This window comes from Rathayibacter oskolensis, assembly GCF_900177245.1.
GTDB classification, from domain to species: Bacteria; Actinomycetota; Actinomycetes; order Actinomycetales; family Microbacteriaceae; genus Rathayibacter; species Rathayibacter oskolensis.
The window spans coordinates 520,141-534,139 of record NZ_FXBM01000001.1 but is presented as its reverse complement, the minus strand read 5'-3'; the positions used below and the strand labels follow the sequence as shown (position 1 = coordinate 534,139).

Sequence of the window (13,999 nt, the reverse complement as noted above, 5' to 3'; positions counted from 1 at the left end):
GCGAGTGCTGGTGCTAGACGCGACGACGCTTCGGCGGGCGGCACCCGTTGTGCGCCTGCGGGGTGACGTCGTTGATCGAGCCGACCTCGAGGCCTGCGGCCTGGAGGGAGCGGATCGCGGTCTCGCGACCGGATCCGGGGCCCTTCACGAAGACGTCGACCTTCTTCATGCCGTGCTCCTGAGCCTGGCGCGCGGCCGACTCGGCAGCGAGCTGGGCGGCGAAGGGCGTCGACTTCCGCGAGCCCTTGAAGCCGACTCCGCCGGACGAGGCCCAGCTGATGACGGCCCCGGAGGGGTCGGTGATCGAGACGATGGTGTTGTTGAACGTCGACTTGATGTGGGCCTGGCCCACTGCGATGTTCTTCTTCTCCTTGCGGCGCGGCTTACGAGCGGCCGACTTGGGGGTAGCCAATTCTTTATCTCCTCTAGGTCCGTGTCGCCCGCGTTACTTGCGGCCGGCCTTCTTCTTGCCGGCGACGGTGCGCTTGGGTCCCTTGCGGGTACGCGCGTTCGTCTTGGTGCGCTGTCCACGGACCGGGAGGCCGCGACGGTGACGGAGGCCCTCGTAGGAGCCGATCTCGACCTTGCGGCGGATGTCGGCGGCGACCTCGCGGCGGAGGTCTCCCTCCACCTTGTAGTTGCCCTCGATGTAGTCGCGGAGCGAGACGAGCTGGTCGTCGCTGAGGTCCTTGACGCGGATGTTGCCGTCGATCCCGGTGTCGCTCAGGGTCTTGAGCGCCCGAGTGCGGCCGACTCCGTAGATGTAGGTCAGTGCGACCTCCACGCGCTTCTCGCGCGGGATGTCTACTCCTGCCAGACGTGCCATTGTGGCTTCTCCTGTGAGTGAGTGGAGGTGTGAAGCACCGTCGGTGCCCCGGCCTCCGACCGGGGGTGTCCTCGCCGTTCACCGGGGTCTCCCCCGGCGCCGCGCGATTCTGACGGTGCGATGTGTTCAGTTCTGTCGTGCTGCGGAGCGGCGGACCGCTCCTCGCGCTCCTGCCGGAGCAGCGGGCTCATCCCCTGGGGGATCAGCCCTGGCGCTGCTTGTGGCGGGGGTTGCTGCTGCAGATGACCATCACGTTGCCGTGGCGGCGGATGATCTTGCAGTGGTCGCAGATGCGCTTGACGCTGGGGTTGACCTTCATTGTTCTTGTCCTTGATTTCGCTGGCGTCGTGCTCCCGGCGGATGCCGGGGCCGTTCCTTACAGGACACGCACGTCGCGAATCTCAGCGGAGCGAACGTCTACTTGTAGCGGTAGACGATCCGGCCGCGGGTCAGGTCGTAAGGGCTCAGCTCCACGATCACCCGGTCCTCGGGGAGGATTCGGATGTAGTGCTGACGCATCTTGCCCGAGATATGGGCGAGAACTTTGTGTCCGTTGGTCAGCTCCACGCGGAACATCGCGTTGGGGAGCGCCTCGACAACCGCACCTTCGATTTCGATGACACCGTCTTTTTTGGCCATAGCCTCACTGTCGTTCGGAAGTAGTGTGTGTACTGGTCGTGCGAATGTTTCCGCGCCGATCCATCCCCGGGCGAGCGCCCGGAACGAGGTGCGCGGGCGTGCCGGAGCACGCGCAAAACACCAAGGGTCGATACTACGCCAATCCGGCCTCCTCCGCCAGCTCGGGCGTGTCGCACGGACGGGGCCCTCCGGCTCGGAGCAGGACGGCGCGCAGGATGCGCCGCCGCGGAGCCGCGTGCGCGCGCCGCCTAGGCTTTCCCCGTCACACGGAGGGAGTGCAGATGGCCCGCACGAGGAGATCGTCGACGAGCGAGCGCCACTGGTACTCGCATCCCCTGGTCACGGTCGTCGTCGCGATCGTGGTGATCGCTCTCGTGCAGACGTTCTTCGTGAAGGTGTACACGGTCCCGACGGGGTCGATGGAGAACACGCTCCAGGGCGGCGGCTTCTTCGGCGACCGCATCCTCGTCGACCGCACCGCCGCCCTCCAGGGCGATCCGGAGTCGGGGCAGATCGTCGTCTTCTCGCGCGACGCCGCGTGGGGGGCGACCGACACGACGGGGAACCCGCTCTCGGAGGCGGTGATGTACTTCGGCGACGTCACGAACATCGGGCCGTCGCACGAGGAGTTCCTCGTGAAGCGGGTCATCGCGGCCGGAGGGCAGACCGTGTCGTGCTGCGATGCCGAGGGGCGCATGCTCGTCGACGGGCAGCCGCTCGACGAGTCGTACGTGTTCGAGGACTTCCCGTTCGCCGAGGGCTCGCTCGACTGCACGACCGAGCCCGCCTCGACGCGGTGCTTCCAGGAGTACACCGTGCCCGAGGACACGCTCTTCGTCCTCGGCGACCACCGATCCAACTCGAACGACTCGATGGGCAACTGCCGCGGCGCACCGGGGCCGATCGACTCCTGCGTCAAGACGGTGCCGGTCGAGCGGGTGACGGGCCGCGTCTTCGCGGTCGCGTGGCCGCTGACGCGGTGGCGCCTGTTCTGACGCCTCCCCCGCCGCGGGATCGCGCGCGACTCCGCCCGCACGACGGCGAATGGACGGGACCGACGCCGCAGCGTTCGATCCCGTCCCTCCGGGGTTCGATCCCGTCCCTCCGGGGATGCCTCGCGAGAGGCGGGAGTCTCAGCCGCGCACGACGGCGACGACCTGCGGGAAGAGCGGGTGGTCGGCGGCGAGGCCGGTCACCTCCGCGACGAACTCCTCCGGGGCGAGCGTCGCCAGCTTCTCCTTCAGCTCGACGCTCTGCGGGTCCTCGGGGACGTCGAAGCGCAGTGCCGCCCCGATGGCGGCGAGCAGCCCCGAGGGCGTCCGGCCGCGCTCGGCGAGCTCGGCCGCCGGTCCGATGAACCGCTCGTGCCGCGAGAGCTTGCGCAACGGCTGCCGGCCGACGCGGTCGACCGTGTCCGTCAGGTAGGGGTTGGCGAAGCGCTTGAGCGTCTTCTCGAGGTAGGCCTGCTGCTCGTCGTCGCTGAAGCCGTGCTTCTGGACGATCAGAGCCTTCGTGTCCTCGAGGGCGGCCGCGACGGCGTCGTGCACCTCGGGCAGGGCGAGCGCGTCCGAGAGCTTGTGCGCGCCGGCCGCGAAGCCGACGTAGGCGGCGGTCGCGTGTCCCGTGTTCACCGTGAAGAGCTTGCGCTCGATGAACGGCTCGAGGTCGTCGACCCAGGTCGCCCCGGGCAGCGACGGCTCGCCGCCCTCGAACGGCGTGCGGTCGATGACCCACTCGAAGAAGCTCTCGACGGTGACGTCGAGACCCTGGCCCGCCTCCTGGTTGGGGACGATGCGGTCCACGGCGGTGTCGGCGAAGACGGCCCGCGCGCGCAGGCGCTCCCACTCGTCGGGCCCGAGGCTCGCGGCGACCTCGGTCTGCAGCAGCCGCGTCGCACTGATGGCGTTCTCGCACGCCATCACCGCGAGGCGGGGGGCCGACTCGGCGCGGGCCGCGAGGCCCTTGGCGATCACCGGGGCCACGAAGCGGAGGATGTTCGGACCGACGGCCGTCGTGACGATGTCGGCCGTCGCGATCTCGCGGACCAGCGCCTCCTCGTCCGAGGACGAGTTGATCGCGCGGAAGCGGTCGACCACGTGGGTCCTCGCCTCCTCCCCCACCTCGTGCACCTCGTAGCTGTCGGCGGCGGCGAGCTGGTCGATGAGGGCGGCGTTCACATCGGCGAAGACGAGCTCGTAGCCGGCGCCGTGCAGGATCAGCCCGACGAAGCCGCGGCCGATGTTGCCGGCACCGAAGTGGACGGCCGTGGGCATCAGGAGTTGACCTCGCCGAGCAGGCTGTAGAGCGCCTGCGCATCGGGGGCGTCGAGGAGCTTCTGCACCTCGTCCTCCTCCGAGAAGATGATCGCGATCTTCGAGAGGATCTCGAGGTGCTCGTTGTTGACGCCGGCGATGCCGACGACGAAGCGCACCTCGTTGCCGTCCCAGTCGATCGGCTCGGCGTAGCGGACGAACGAGAGCGCGGAGGAGCGGATCTCGTCCTTCGCGTCGTTGGTGCCGTGCGGGATGGCGAGCAGGTTGCCCATGTAGGTCGAGACGGTGGCCTCACGGGCGAGCATCGCCTCGTGGTAGGCGGGGGTGACCGCTCCGACTCCGACGAGCATGTCGGCCGCCTCCTTGATGGCGGTCTCCTTGCTGGTCGCGGTGCCGGAGGCGTTGATCTGTCCGATGGTGAGCACGTCGCTCATGTCTTCTGTCCTTCCGAGGGTTGGAAAACGGCGAGGGAACCCGCAGGGCGGAGCTGTTCGCTCAGTCGCACCCTACGGGTTCCCTCCTCGTGCGTGCCGGGTGGCCGGACTACTTGCCGTGCTGCTCTGCGACCAGAGAGACGACCTCGTCGTACTTCGGGCTGTTCATGAAGTTGTCGACCGAGACGTGGATCGCACCCGGGGTGCGCTGGCGGGCGCGCTCCGTGAGCTCGGCCTGGGTGATGACCAGGTCGACGTCGTCCTCGAGAGCCGCAATCGCCTTGTTGGTGACCGTGACGTCCTCGAAGCCCGCCTTCTTCATCTTGTTGCGGAGCACCGAGGCGCCCATGGCGGAGGAGCCCATGCCGGCGTCGCAGGCGAACACGATGTTGCGCACCTGGGTCGCCGTGGCCGTCGCCGAGGCGCCGTCCTGGCCGGAGGCGCCGCTCTGGTTGAGCAGCGAGCCGACCGAGCTCTCCTTGCCCTTGTTCGAGGCGTTCGCGGCGACCGCGGCGGCGAGCTTGTCGTCGCCCTCCGCCATCGCGTCGAGGTCGCGCTTGCGGCTGCCCCGGATGATGAACGACGCGACCAGGAACGACACGGCCATGGACAGCAGCACCGAGAGGATGACTCCGAGGTAGCTGTCGCGCGAGGTCTGCAGGAGCACCGCGATGATCGAGCCGGGCGAGGCGGGAGCGACGAGGCCGGAGTCGAACGCGACGTTGGTCGCGACACCGGTCATGCCACCGAGGATGACGGCCGCGACCAGCGCGGGCTTCATCAGCACGTAGGGGAAGTAGATCTCGTGGATGCCGCCGACGAAGTGGATCAGCGCGGCGCCGGGGGCGGAACCGCGGGCGATGCCCACTCCGAAGATCGCGAACGCGAGAAGGACGCCCATGCCGGGGCCGGGGTTCGCCTCGAGGAGGAACAGGTACGACTTGCCCGTCTCCTGCGCCATGACGGTGCCGAGCGGGGTGAGGACGCCCTGGTTGATGGCGTTGTTGAGGAAGAGGATCTTCGCCGGCTCGATGAAGATCGAGGTCAGCGGGAGGAGCCCGGCGTTGACGAGGAAGTCGACGCCGTCACCGAGGACGCCGGTGAGGAACGAGATGATCGGGGCGATGCCGAAGAAGGCGCCGAGGGAGAGCAGCAGTCCGAGGATTCCGGCCGAGAAGTTGTTGACCAGCATCTCGAAGCCGGGCTTGATCTTCCCGTCCCAGATCGAGTCGACCTTCTTCATGAGCCACGCGGACAGCGGGCCGATGATCATGGCGCCGAGGAACATCGGGATGGTGGCGCCGACGATGACGCCCATGGTCGCGATCGAGGCGACCACGCCACCGCGCTGGCCGTAGACCATGCGGCCACCGGTGTTCGCGATGAGCAGGGGCAGCAGGTAGGTGATCATCGGGCCGACGAGGCCGATGTACTGCTGGAAGGTGGCGCCGTCCTCACCCTCGGCGAGGGTGGTGCGTGCACCCTCCCAGCCGATCTGGGCGGCGTCGCCGAAGCCGCCGAGGATGCCGTTGGGCAGCCAGCCCGCGGCGATGAAGAGCGAGGTGATGAGGCCCCACGCGATGAAGGCCGCGATGTTCGGCATGACCATCCCCGAGAGGAAGGTGCCGAAACGCTGGACGTGGACGCGCGCTCCACCGCGCGTCGACGTCGCTGACGTCGTTGTCATGTGGTGTTCTCCGATTTCTTGGCGAGGGAGTCCGGCTGCTCCTGAGGCTGCCGGCTCCCGCGGGACGGGTCGTGAGGGGGTGGTGTATTCGGGGTGGTGCGAGTGGGGTCGTGCTGCGGGTGGTGCTGTCGGTGGTGCTTGCTGTCGGTGGTGGTGGTGCGGGGAACGGTCCCGAGGGACCGGGGTCGGGGGGCCGATGCTCAGGAGGCGGCGATCGCCTCGGTCACGGCGGAGCGGGCCGCTGCGGCGCTGTCGGCCGCGAGCGCGAGCTCGGCGAACCGCTTCGCGTCGTCGAGGGTGTGCTCGGCCAGCTCGGCGCGGACGTCGGCGAGAGCCGACGGCGACATCGAGAGGCTCGTCGCGCCGAGGCCGACGAGGACCACGGCGAGGAGCGGGTCGGCGGCGGCCTCGCCGCAGATGCCGACGGGCTTGCCGAGGGCCGCGCCCGCCCGACCGACCTCCTGGACGAGCCGGAGGACGGCCGGGTGCCACGGGTCCTGGTACGCCGAGACGGTGCCGAGCATCCGGTCGGCGGCGAGGGTGTACTGGGTGAGGTCGTTGGTGCCGATCGACGCGAAGTCGGCGACCCCCAGGATCCGATCGGCGAGGAGGGCCGAGGAGGGGACCTCGACCATGACACCGGCGGTGCGGATGCCGAGCTCCTTCGCCATCGCGGTGAAGTAGCGGGTCTCGTCGACCGTCGCCACCATCGGCGCCATGACCCAGAGGTCGGCGTCGGTCGCCGCATCGGCCTGCGCGAGGGCGGTCAGCTGATCCCGGAGGATCTGCTCGCTGGCGCGGAGCGCCCGCAGCCCCCGCAGCCCGAGGGCGGGGTTCTCCTCGTGGTTGTCGTTGAGGAACGCGAGGGGCTTGTCCGCTCCGGCGTCGAGGGCGCGGACGACGACCTTGCGACCCGGGAAGGCGGCGAGCAGGCGCGTGTACTGCTCCGCCTGCTCGGCGACGGTCGGCGCCTCCTTCGCGTCGAGGAAGAGGAACTCGGTGCGGAAGAGGCCCACGCCCTCCGCTCCGAGCTCGACGGCCTGCTCGGCGCCGTCGGCCGAGCCGAGGTTCGCGAGGAGCGGCACGGCGTGCCCGTCGGCGAGGGCACCGGGCACGACGGGAGCGGCGAGCATCTCGGCCCGCTGCGCGATCGACGACTTGGCGTCGCCGATCTCGGCGTCGGAGGGGTTCACGGTGACGACGCCGGACGAGGCGTCGAGGATCACGAGCTGGCCGTCGCGCAGATCGAGAGCTCCGGTCGTGCCGACGATGGCCGTGATCGACTTCTCGCGGGCGAGGATCGCGGTGTGGGACGTCGGGCCCCCGTCGCTCGTGATCAGACCGAGGACCTTGTCGAGGTCGAGCAGCGCGGTGTCGGCGGGCGCGAGGTCGCGGGCGACGAGGACGAACGGCTCGTCCGACTCCGGAACACCCGGGGCGGCGACGCCGCGCAGGTGGGCGACGACCCGCTGCGAGACATCGTCGAGGTCGGTCGCGCGCTCGGCCATGTAGCCGCCCATCGCGACGAGCAGGTCGCGGAAACCGGCGAAGGCCTCGTGCACCGCGCGCTCGGCGGTCTTGCCCCCGGAGATGCGCGCCTTGACGTCGTCCGCGAGGGAGGGGTCCTCGGCCATCAGCGCCTGGGCGTCGAGGACGTCCTTCGCCGACCCACCGGCGCGCTCACCGCGGTGCCGGATCGTCGCCGCTGTCGCGGAGAGCGAGACGACCGCCCGCTCCTCCTCCTGCGCGACGGAGCGCGTGCTGGCGGTGTCCTCGGGCTCGGGGAGCGGGTCCGGCATGCGCAGGATCGGCCCGAGGGCGAGTCCGCGGCCGACTCCGGTGCCCTGGAGCTTCGCGGAGGCGTAGGCGGTGGAAGGAGTGGACAGCGTCATGAGTTCTCGGTTCCTGTCGTTCGGTCTCGTCGGTGAGACGGGGAGCGGGGGTGTCGAGGAGGGGTGAGGGAGGGCTTCAGGGACCGGAGGCTTCAGGGGCCGAGGTCGTCGGGGCGGTGATGCGACCCATTGAGGGTCGCCGTTGCGTCTCGCGGTCTTCCGCAGCTATCGGCGCTTGTGAGCGCCGCGCTGCCGCGTGTCGTGACGCGAAGCGTCACGCATCGTGATCCGTCGAGAGGAAGGCCGCCAGCTCGTCGAGCACGGCCTGCTCGTTGTCGCCCTCGACGGTGAGGGTGAGGTCGTCGCCGTGCTCGATGCCGAGCGAGATGATCCCGAGGATCGAGGCGGCGTTGACCGCCGTGGACTCGCCCTTCTTCACGAGGACCTTCTGGCCCGACTTCGCCGCGGCCTGGCTGAAGAGCGAGGCGGGACGGGCGTGGAGGCCCTTCGACGATGCGACCTGAACAGTGCGCTCGACCATGAATGCTTCTCCTTGATCCTGCAGCCGTGGCCGCATCAGTGGTGCCCGGGATCGGGCTCGGCACCCGGAGCGACCGGGCGGACGGAGGTGTCCCCGCCCTGATCCGCCCCGACCGCGCGAGCGGCGAAGAGGATCGGGAGGGTGTCGAGCACGGCATCGGCACCGTGACCTCCGAAGACGTCGTGCGGGAGGAGAGCCGCGGCGACTCCGACCTGCTCCGCCAGCCGGCGGAGCCCGTCGAACTGCGGCTCGAGATGCGGTCCCACCAGAAGCACGTCGGCCTCCGGCAGCGAGTCGGGGAGGCCCGCGAGCGTCTCCGACCGGAACGAGGCATCCATGCCGCGATCCTTCGCCCCTGCTCGTAACCTGTGGGCCAGGAACGTGCTCGACGCACCTGCCCCGCAGACGATCAGGATCTTCCGCACCTCGTTCGCCTCCTCGCGTCCGGGTCGTGCTCCGGTGGACGCGGACGTCGTCGGAGCAGTGCCTTCAGTGAAGCATTGCGAAGGTGGCACTCACCCTTCCAGCAGAGAATCTTCCGCGGGGGAGGAAGACGGTTCGCGCGGGGCGGCGGCGCGGGGGTCCCGGGCGCGTCGGCGAGATGGTTGACTGCTGGGACGACGACTCGCGGATCTCGCGACGACCGGGTCCGCGGCCGGGCGGTGACGCTCCTCGCAGCGGATCCGATCCCCATGCCTGGAGCACTGGATGCCTGACAACCGCGAACGCCTGCTGGAGTACCTCTCCCGCGCCGACGGTTGGGTGACGGCGCACGAACTGGCCGATCGTCTGGGAGTGACCACTCGCAGCGTGCGCAGCTACGTCACCTCGATCAAGACCCAGGCCGCCCCGCTCGAGCCGGTGGAGTCGTCGGCGAACGGCTACCGCCTGGCGCGAGACAGCTACGCGGCCTTCCTCGAGGCGCAGCGCAGTCGTGAGATCGAGCCCGACACCCCCCGAGACCGCCTGTACAGCATCGTCCGCCGCCTCGTCGACTCCGACGACGGGCTCGACGTCTTCGCCCTGTCGGAGGCGCTCTCGGTCAGCGAGTCGACCGTCGAGGCGGATCTGCGCCGGGTGAAGGCCCTCGCCGACGAGGCGGGTCTCGCGCTCGCCAGACGCGGCCCCTCCGTGCGGCTCGAAGGCAGCGAGGAGGCACGCCGCCGGCTGATCTCGCGCATGTTCCGCGACGAGAGCGCGCAGGGGGTCTTCACTCTCGACGACGTGCAGCGGGAGTTCGCCTCCCCCGGCCTCGGCGCCTTCAAGACCGAGCTGCTCGCCGAGCTCGAGGCCCGCGGCTACTACATCAACGACTACGGCGTGAACAGCGTTCTGCTGCACATCGCGATCGCGGTCGACCGCGTCTCCCGCGGCATCGGCGACCCCTCCGAGGACCGCCCCTCCCCCGAGATCCACGGCGAGCTCGCGGCGCTGCTCGCCGATCTCGTCGAACGCCACTTCGCCACCCGGCTCACCGACGCCGAGCTGGCGCAGCTCGCCATCCTGATGACGACCCGCGTCGCGACGCCCGGCCAGAACGAGCCCGTCTCGGCCGTGGTCGAGAACTACGTCGACCCGGAGGACCTCGCGGTCGTCCGCGAGCTCGTCGCCGAGGTGAACCGGGAGTACCTCGTCGATCTCGACGACGAGGGCTTCATCGTGCGCCTCGCGCTGCACGTCCGGAACCTGATCGCGCGCGCCTCGGAGGGCGGCTACTCCCGGAACCCGCTCACCCGCTCGATCAAGACGAGCTTCCCGATGACGTACGAGATCGCCGTGTTCCTCGCGAGCGGTCTGCAGCGACGGAGGGGCATCGTCGTCAACGAGGACGAGATCGCCTACATCGCGCTGCACGTGGGCTCCTTCCTCGAGCGGGTGTCGCGGCGCGAGGAGCGGTTGTCGTGCGTGATCGTCTGCCCCAACTACTACGACCTCGCCCACATGCTCCGACTCCGGGTCGAGCGCTCGCTCGGCACCGAGGTCGAGGTCCGCTCCCTGATCACCCGGAGCGACGTCGACTGGGACAGGCTCACGGCCGACATCGTCATCACCACGATCGACGAGCGTCCGTATGCCGACGACGTGGTCGTGGTGCAGCCGTTCCTGACCGATCACGACGTGGAGTCCGTGCGGCGTGCGATCGCGCGCGTCCGCCGCCACCGCCGGCGCGCGCAGATCAAGGACGAGCTGCTGCAGTTCTTCGACGGAGCGCTGTTCTTCCGCAACCTCCACGCCCGCGACGAGTCGGCGATGATCCGGCTCCTCGGCGAGCGGATGATCGCCGAGGGCATCATCGACGACGACTACGTCGACGGCGCGATCGAACGGGAGCGGATGAGCTCCACCGCGTTCACCGACAACCTCGCCGTGCCGCACGCGATGACGATGAGCGCGCGCCGCACCTCCATCGCGATCGTGGTGAACGACGTGCCGATGGAGTGGGGCGAGCAGCGCGTGAACGTCATCGCGATGATCGCGTTCGCCTCCGCGGGCCGGAGCACGTTCCAGTCGGTCTTCGACCAGTTCGTCGAGGTCTTCGCGGAGCGCGCCGAGGTGCAGCTGCTGATCCGGCGCTCCACCGACTTCGGCGCCTTCATCGAGGAGCTCGTCCGCGTCTTCGACAGCTGACCGTCGAGCACCGTCGCTGCCGAAGACCGCGGTCCGCGAAGCCGACACCCGTGGGTTCGCTCCGCGCGCGTCCCGACCCCGCCCGCTCGGCGGTCGGATCGGGTGGGGTGCCTCGTCACGTTCAGAGGACATCTTTCGTCCTGGAAGAGAGCCGGAGCGCTCCCCCGCTGCAGCGGAGGGAGGGTGCTGTCGTCCTCTCGCGCCTGGCTCGGGTCTGGCGGGCGCCCGAAGGGCGCGGGATGGCGCGAGAGGACGACAGCACCCTCCCGATCCCCTCAGACGGCTGACGACTGCCGGCTCCGCGAGCTCGGGTCAGCCGAAGGGAGTCGGCACGATGCCGTACGGGGCCAGGCCCGCCGCGCCGCCGTCGGCCAGGGTGGTGACCCAGATCCCGTCGCGGTGCACCGCGACCGAGTGCTCCCAGTGCGCCGCCGTGCTGCCGTCGACGGTCGCCACCGTCCAGTCGTCGTCACGGACGACGGTCTCGGCGCTGCCCGCCGTGATCATCGGCTCGATGGCGACGACCAGACCGGGCTTCACCTCCGGTCCGCGCTGCCGCACCCGGTAGTTGAACACCGGCGGGGCCTCGTGCATCGTCCGGCCGATGCCGTGTCCGATGTAGTCGGTGAGGATCCCGTACACGCGTCCGGCGCGCTCGGCCTCCTCCTCGACGTACTCCTCGATGGCCGCACCGACCTCGTTGAGGTGACGCGCGGTCGCGAGCGCCGCGATCCCGCGCCAGAGCGCGCCCTCGGTGACGCGGGAGAGCTGTGTGCGCGCCGCGATCTCGTCGGGACGGGCAGGGTCGGGCAGCACGACCGTCATGGCCGAGTCGCCGTTCCAGCCGTCGATCTCGGCTCCGCTGTCGATCGACACGATGTCGCCGGGTTCGAGCACGCGAGGGCCCGGGATCCCGTGGACGACCTCGTCGCCGACGGACGCGCAGATGGTGTGCCGGTAACCGGGGACGAGCTGGAAGTTGGAGTGGCCCCCGCGGGCGACGATCGCCGCCTCCGCGACGGCGTCGAGCTCGAGCGTCGTGACGCCGGGCCGGATCGCCGCGCGGACCGCGTCCAGCGAGGCGGCCGTCGCCAGCCCGGGGGCGAGCATCGACCGCAGCTGCGCGGGGGTCTTGTAGAGGGAGGAGCGGAACGCCACGGGTCAGGCGACGGAGGAGTCGTCCACGAGGCCGCTGACGCGGTGACCCTCGAGGGCGGTCACGATGCGCTCGGTGACCTCGTCGACCGGTCCGAGGCCGTCGACGACCACGACGAGCCCTCGGGCCGCGTAGACGTCGATCAGCGGCGCCGTCTGCTCCTCGTAGAGGGCGAGGCGGCGGCGGATCACGTCCTCCGTGTCATCGCTGCGGCCCTGCTCGGCCGAGCGCTTGAGCAGACGCCCGACGACCTCGTCGGGGTCGGCCGTCAGCTGCACGACGGCGTCGAGCCGGTTGCCGTCGGCCGCGAGGATGCGGTCGAGCTCGTCGACCTGCTCGGTCGTGCGGGGGTAGCCGTCGAGGAGGAAGCCCGTCGAGACGTCCGCCTCCTGCAGCCGGTCGTGCACTATCGCGTTGGTCAGCTCGTCGGGGACGTACTGGCCGGCGTCGAGGTAGGCCCTGGCCTGCAGCCCCAGCTCGGTCTCGTTCGCGACGTTCATCCGGAAGATGTCGCCCGTCGAGATCGCCGGGACTTCGAGGACCTCGCACAGGCGCGCGGCCTGGGTGCCCTTGCCGGCTCCGGGAGGGCCGATCAGCAGGAGTCGGAAGCCCACCGGGGTCGAGGTCATCGGAGGAGCCCTTCGTAGTGGCGCTGCTGCAGCTGGGAGTCGATCTGCTTCACCGTCTCGAGTCCGACTCCGACGATGATCAGGATGGACGTTCCGCCGAAGGGGAAGTTCTGGTTGGCGCCGACGAGAGCGAGAGCCACGAGCGGGACCAGCGCGATCAGGCCGAGGTAGATCGATCCGGGCAGCGTCACCCGCGTGAGCACGTAGTTGAGGTACTCGGCGGTCGGCCGGCCGGCGCGGATGCCGGGGATGAAGCCGCCGTAGCGCTTCATGTTGTCGGCGACCTCGTCGGGGTTGAACGTGATCGCGACGTAGAAGTAGGTGAAGCCGACGATCAGGAGGAAGTAGAGCGCCATGTAGAGCGGGTGATCGCCCTGGGTCAGGTAGTTCGTGATCCAGGTGACCCAGCCCGGCGCCTCCTCGCCGGCGGCCGGCTGGTTGAACTGCGCGATGAGGGCGGGGAGGTAGAGCAGCGACGAGGCGAAGATGACCGGGACCACGCCCGCCATGTTCACCTTGATCGGGATGTAGGTGTTGTTGCCGCCGTAGGTGCGACGACCGACCATGCGCTTCGCGTACTGCACAGGGATGCGCCGCTGCGACTGCTCCACGAAGACCACCGCCACCACGAGCACGAGCCCGACGGCGAGGACGAGGAGGAAGACGTCGAAGCCGCGCGACTGCGCGATCGACCAGAGCGAGTTCGGGAACTGCGCGGCGATCGAGGTGAAGATGAGCAGCGACATGCCGTTGCCGATGCCGCGCTCGGTGATGAGCTCGCCCATCCACATGATGATTCCGGTGCCCGCCGTCATGGTGATGACCATGAGGAGGATGGAGTACCAGGCGTCGGTCGTGATCAGAGCCGAGCACTCGGGGACGTCGGAGTTGCCGAAGAGGGCTCCCGACCGCGCGACCGTGATGAGGGTCGTCGACTGCAGGACGCCCAGCGCGATCGTGAGGTAGCGCGTGTACTGCGTCAGCCTCGCCTGCCCCGACTGGCCCTCCTTGTAGAGGGTCTCGAAGTGGGGGATCACCACGCGCAGCAGCTGCACGATGATCGACGCCGTGATGTAGGGCATGATCCCGAGCGCGAAGATCGACAGCTGGAGCAGTGCTCCACCGCTGAAGAGGTTCACGAGCTCGTAGAGACCGGAGGTGCCCTGGTTGCCGGCGAGACAGGCCTGCACGGCGCTGAAGTCGACGAACGGAGCGGGGATGAAGGATCCCAGCCGGAAGATCGCCACGATCGCGAGGGTGAAGCCGATCTTGCGGCGGAGGTCGGGGGTGCGGAAGATCCGCGCAACGGCGCCAAACACTACCTAGGGTCTCCTGCTCAGTTCTTGGTGCGGGA

General features: G+C 69.5%; 15 protein-coding genes. 2 read left to right on the top strand and 13 right to left on the bottom strand.

Going from position 1 to position 13,999, the window contains the following annotated elements; translation table 11 throughout:
• Nucleotides 1-13: 13 nt before the first annotated feature.
• From rpsK to infA, 4 genes are all read right to left on the bottom strand, one after another.
• Nucleotides 14-412, bottom strand: coding sequence for a 30S ribosomal protein S11 (gene rpsK, locus B9Y99_RS02685; RefSeq protein ID WP_055787170.1), 399 nt, complete (start codon nt 410-412; stop codon nt 14-16).
• Between the two features lie 33 nt (nt 413-445).
• Nucleotides 446-826, bottom strand: a complete 381-nt coding sequence (gene rpsM, locus B9Y99_RS02680) for a 30S ribosomal protein S13 (RefSeq protein WP_068251511.1) — start codon at nt 824-826, stop codon at nt 446-448.
• A 202-nt stretch (nt 827-1,028) separates the two neighbouring features.
• The gene (gene rpmJ / locus B9Y99_RS02675) at nt 1,029-1,145 is read right to left on the bottom strand and encodes a 50S ribosomal protein L36 (RefSeq protein ID WP_055787164.1); all 117 of its coding nucleotides are present in this window, start codon (nt 1,143-1,145) and stop codon (nt 1,029-1,031) included.
• 98 nt (nt 1,146-1,243) lie between these two features.
• Nucleotides 1,244-1,465, bottom strand: coding sequence for a translation initiation factor IF-1 (gene infA, locus B9Y99_RS02670; RefSeq protein ID WP_022883252.1), 222 nt, complete (start codon nt 1,463-1,465; stop codon nt 1,244-1,246).
• Between the two features lie 281 nt (nt 1,466-1,746).
• Between infA and lepB the strand changes: the two genes are divergently transcribed.
• Nucleotides 1,747-2,460, top strand: a complete 714-nt coding sequence (gene lepB, locus B9Y99_RS02665; protein ID WP_165759515.1) for a signal peptidase I — start codon at nt 1,747-1,749, stop codon at nt 2,458-2,460.
• A 138-nt stretch (nt 2,461-2,598) separates the two neighbouring features.
• Here the strand turns inward: lepB and B9Y99_RS02660 are convergent, their stop codons facing one another.
• The 6 genes from B9Y99_RS02660 to B9Y99_RS02635 form a co-directional block, all read right to left on the bottom strand.
• Entirely contained in the window at nt 2,599-3,738 is a 1,140-nt protein-coding gene (locus tag B9Y99_RS02660) for a mannitol-1-phosphate 5-dehydrogenase (RefSeq protein WP_085475041.1), read from the bottom strand.
• Nucleotides 3,738-4,172, bottom strand: a complete 435-nt coding sequence (locus tag B9Y99_RS02655) for a PTS mannitol transporter subunit IIA (protein ID WP_085475040.1) — start codon at nt 4,170-4,172, stop codon at nt 3,738-3,740. Before B9Y99_RS02655 ends, B9Y99_RS02660 begins: the two co-directional genes overlap by 1 nt.
• Before the next feature lie 109 nt (nt 4,173-4,281).
• Nucleotides 4,282-5,859, bottom strand: coding sequence for a PTS mannitol transporter subunit IIBC (locus tag B9Y99_RS02650; protein ID WP_085475039.1), 1,578 nt, complete (start codon nt 5,857-5,859; stop codon nt 4,282-4,284).
• 200 nt (nt 5,860-6,059) lie between these two features.
• Entirely contained in the window at nt 6,060-7,751 is a 1,692-nt protein-coding gene (ptsP, locus tag B9Y99_RS02645; RefSeq protein WP_085475038.1) for a phosphoenolpyruvate--protein phosphotransferase, read from the bottom strand.
• A gap of 214 nt (nt 7,752-7,965) precedes the next feature.
• On the bottom strand, nt 7,966-8,232 hold the full coding sequence (locus B9Y99_RS02640) for an HPr family phosphocarrier protein (RefSeq protein WP_085475037.1): 267 nt from the start codon (nt 8,230-8,232) through the stop codon (nt 7,966-7,968).
• 35 nt (nt 8,233-8,267) lie between these two features.
• Nucleotides 8,268-8,657 (bottom strand): PTS sugar transporter subunit IIB, encoded by a 390-nt coding sequence (locus B9Y99_RS02635; protein ID WP_165759514.1) that lies wholly within the window; start codon nt 8,655-8,657, stop codon nt 8,268-8,270.
• Nucleotides 8,658-8,940: 283 nt separating this feature from the next.
• Here B9Y99_RS02635 and B9Y99_RS02630 point away from each other — a divergent pair, with 283 nt between their 5' ends.
• The gene (locus B9Y99_RS02630; protein ID WP_085475035.1) at nt 8,941-10,860 is read left to right on the top strand and encodes a BglG family transcription antiterminator; all 1,920 of its coding nucleotides are present in this window, start codon (nt 8,941-8,943) and stop codon (nt 10,858-10,860) included.
• A gap of 312 nt (nt 10,861-11,172) precedes the next feature.
• Here the strand turns inward: B9Y99_RS02630 and map are convergent, their stop codons facing one another.
• The 3 genes from map to secY are packed head-to-tail and all read right to left on the bottom strand — an operon-like array spanning nt 11,173 to nt 13,964.
• A complete protein-coding gene (map, locus tag B9Y99_RS02625; RefSeq protein ID WP_085475034.1) occupies nt 11,173-12,018 on the bottom strand; it encodes a type I methionyl aminopeptidase in 846 nt (281 codons plus the stop codon).
• A 3-nt stretch (nt 12,019-12,021) separates the two neighbouring features.
• A complete protein-coding gene (locus B9Y99_RS02620) occupies nt 12,022-12,645 on the bottom strand; it encodes an adenylate kinase (protein WP_085475033.1) in 624 nt (207 codons plus the stop codon).
• Complete coding sequence (gene secY, locus B9Y99_RS02615) at nt 12,642-13,964, bottom strand: preprotein translocase subunit SecY (RefSeq protein ID WP_085475032.1); 1,323 nt, start codon at nt 13,962-13,964, stop codon at nt 12,642-12,644. Before secY ends, B9Y99_RS02620 begins: the two co-directional genes overlap by 4 nt.
• Between the last annotated feature and the right edge of the window lie 35 nt (nt 13,965-13,999).

What these genes read in the sequence shown, in the direction of transcription:
- B9Y99_RS02650 (WP_085475039.1), bottom strand. Translation starts at nt 5,859, where the DNA reads ATGACAACGACGTCAGCGACGTCGACGCGCGGTGGAGCGCGCGTCCAC.
- B9Y99_RS02620 (WP_085475033.1), bottom strand. Translation starts at nt 12,645, where the DNA reads ATGACCTCGACCCCGGTGGGCTTCCGACTCCTGCTGATCGGCCCTCCC.
- B9Y99_RS02655 (WP_085475040.1), bottom strand. Translation starts at nt 4,172, where the DNA reads ATGAGCGACGTGCTCACCATCGGACAGATCAACGCCTCCGGCACCGCG.
- rpsM (WP_068251511.1), bottom strand. Translation starts at nt 826, where the DNA reads ATGGCACGTCTGGCAGGAGTAGACATCCCGCGCGAGAAGCGCGTGGAG.
- ptsP (WP_085475038.1), bottom strand. Translation starts at nt 7,751, where the DNA reads ATGACGCTGTCCACTCCTTCCACCGCCTACGCCTCCGCGAAGCTCCAG.
- infA (WP_022883252.1), bottom strand. Translation starts at nt 1,465, where the DNA reads ATGGCCAAAAAAGACGGTGTCATCGAAATCGAAGGTGCGGTTGTCGAG.
- B9Y99_RS02660 (WP_085475041.1), bottom strand. Translation starts at nt 3,738, where the DNA reads ATGCCCACGGCCGTCCACTTCGGTGCCGGCAACATCGGCCGCGGCTTC.
- lepB (WP_165759515.1), top strand. Translation starts at nt 1,747, where the DNA reads ATGGCCCGCACGAGGAGATCGTCGACGAGCGAGCGCCACTGGTACTCG.
- B9Y99_RS02630 (WP_085475035.1), top strand. Translation starts at nt 8,941, where the DNA reads ATGCCTGACAACCGCGAACGCCTGCTGGAGTACCTCTCCCGCGCCGAC.
- rpmJ (WP_055787164.1), bottom strand. Translation starts at nt 1,145, where the DNA reads ATGAAGGTCAACCCCAGCGTCAAGCGCATCTGCGACCACTGCAAGATC.
- B9Y99_RS02640 (WP_085475037.1), bottom strand. Translation starts at nt 8,232, where the DNA reads ATGGTCGAGCGCACTGTTCAGGTCGCATCGTCGAAGGGCCTCCACGCC.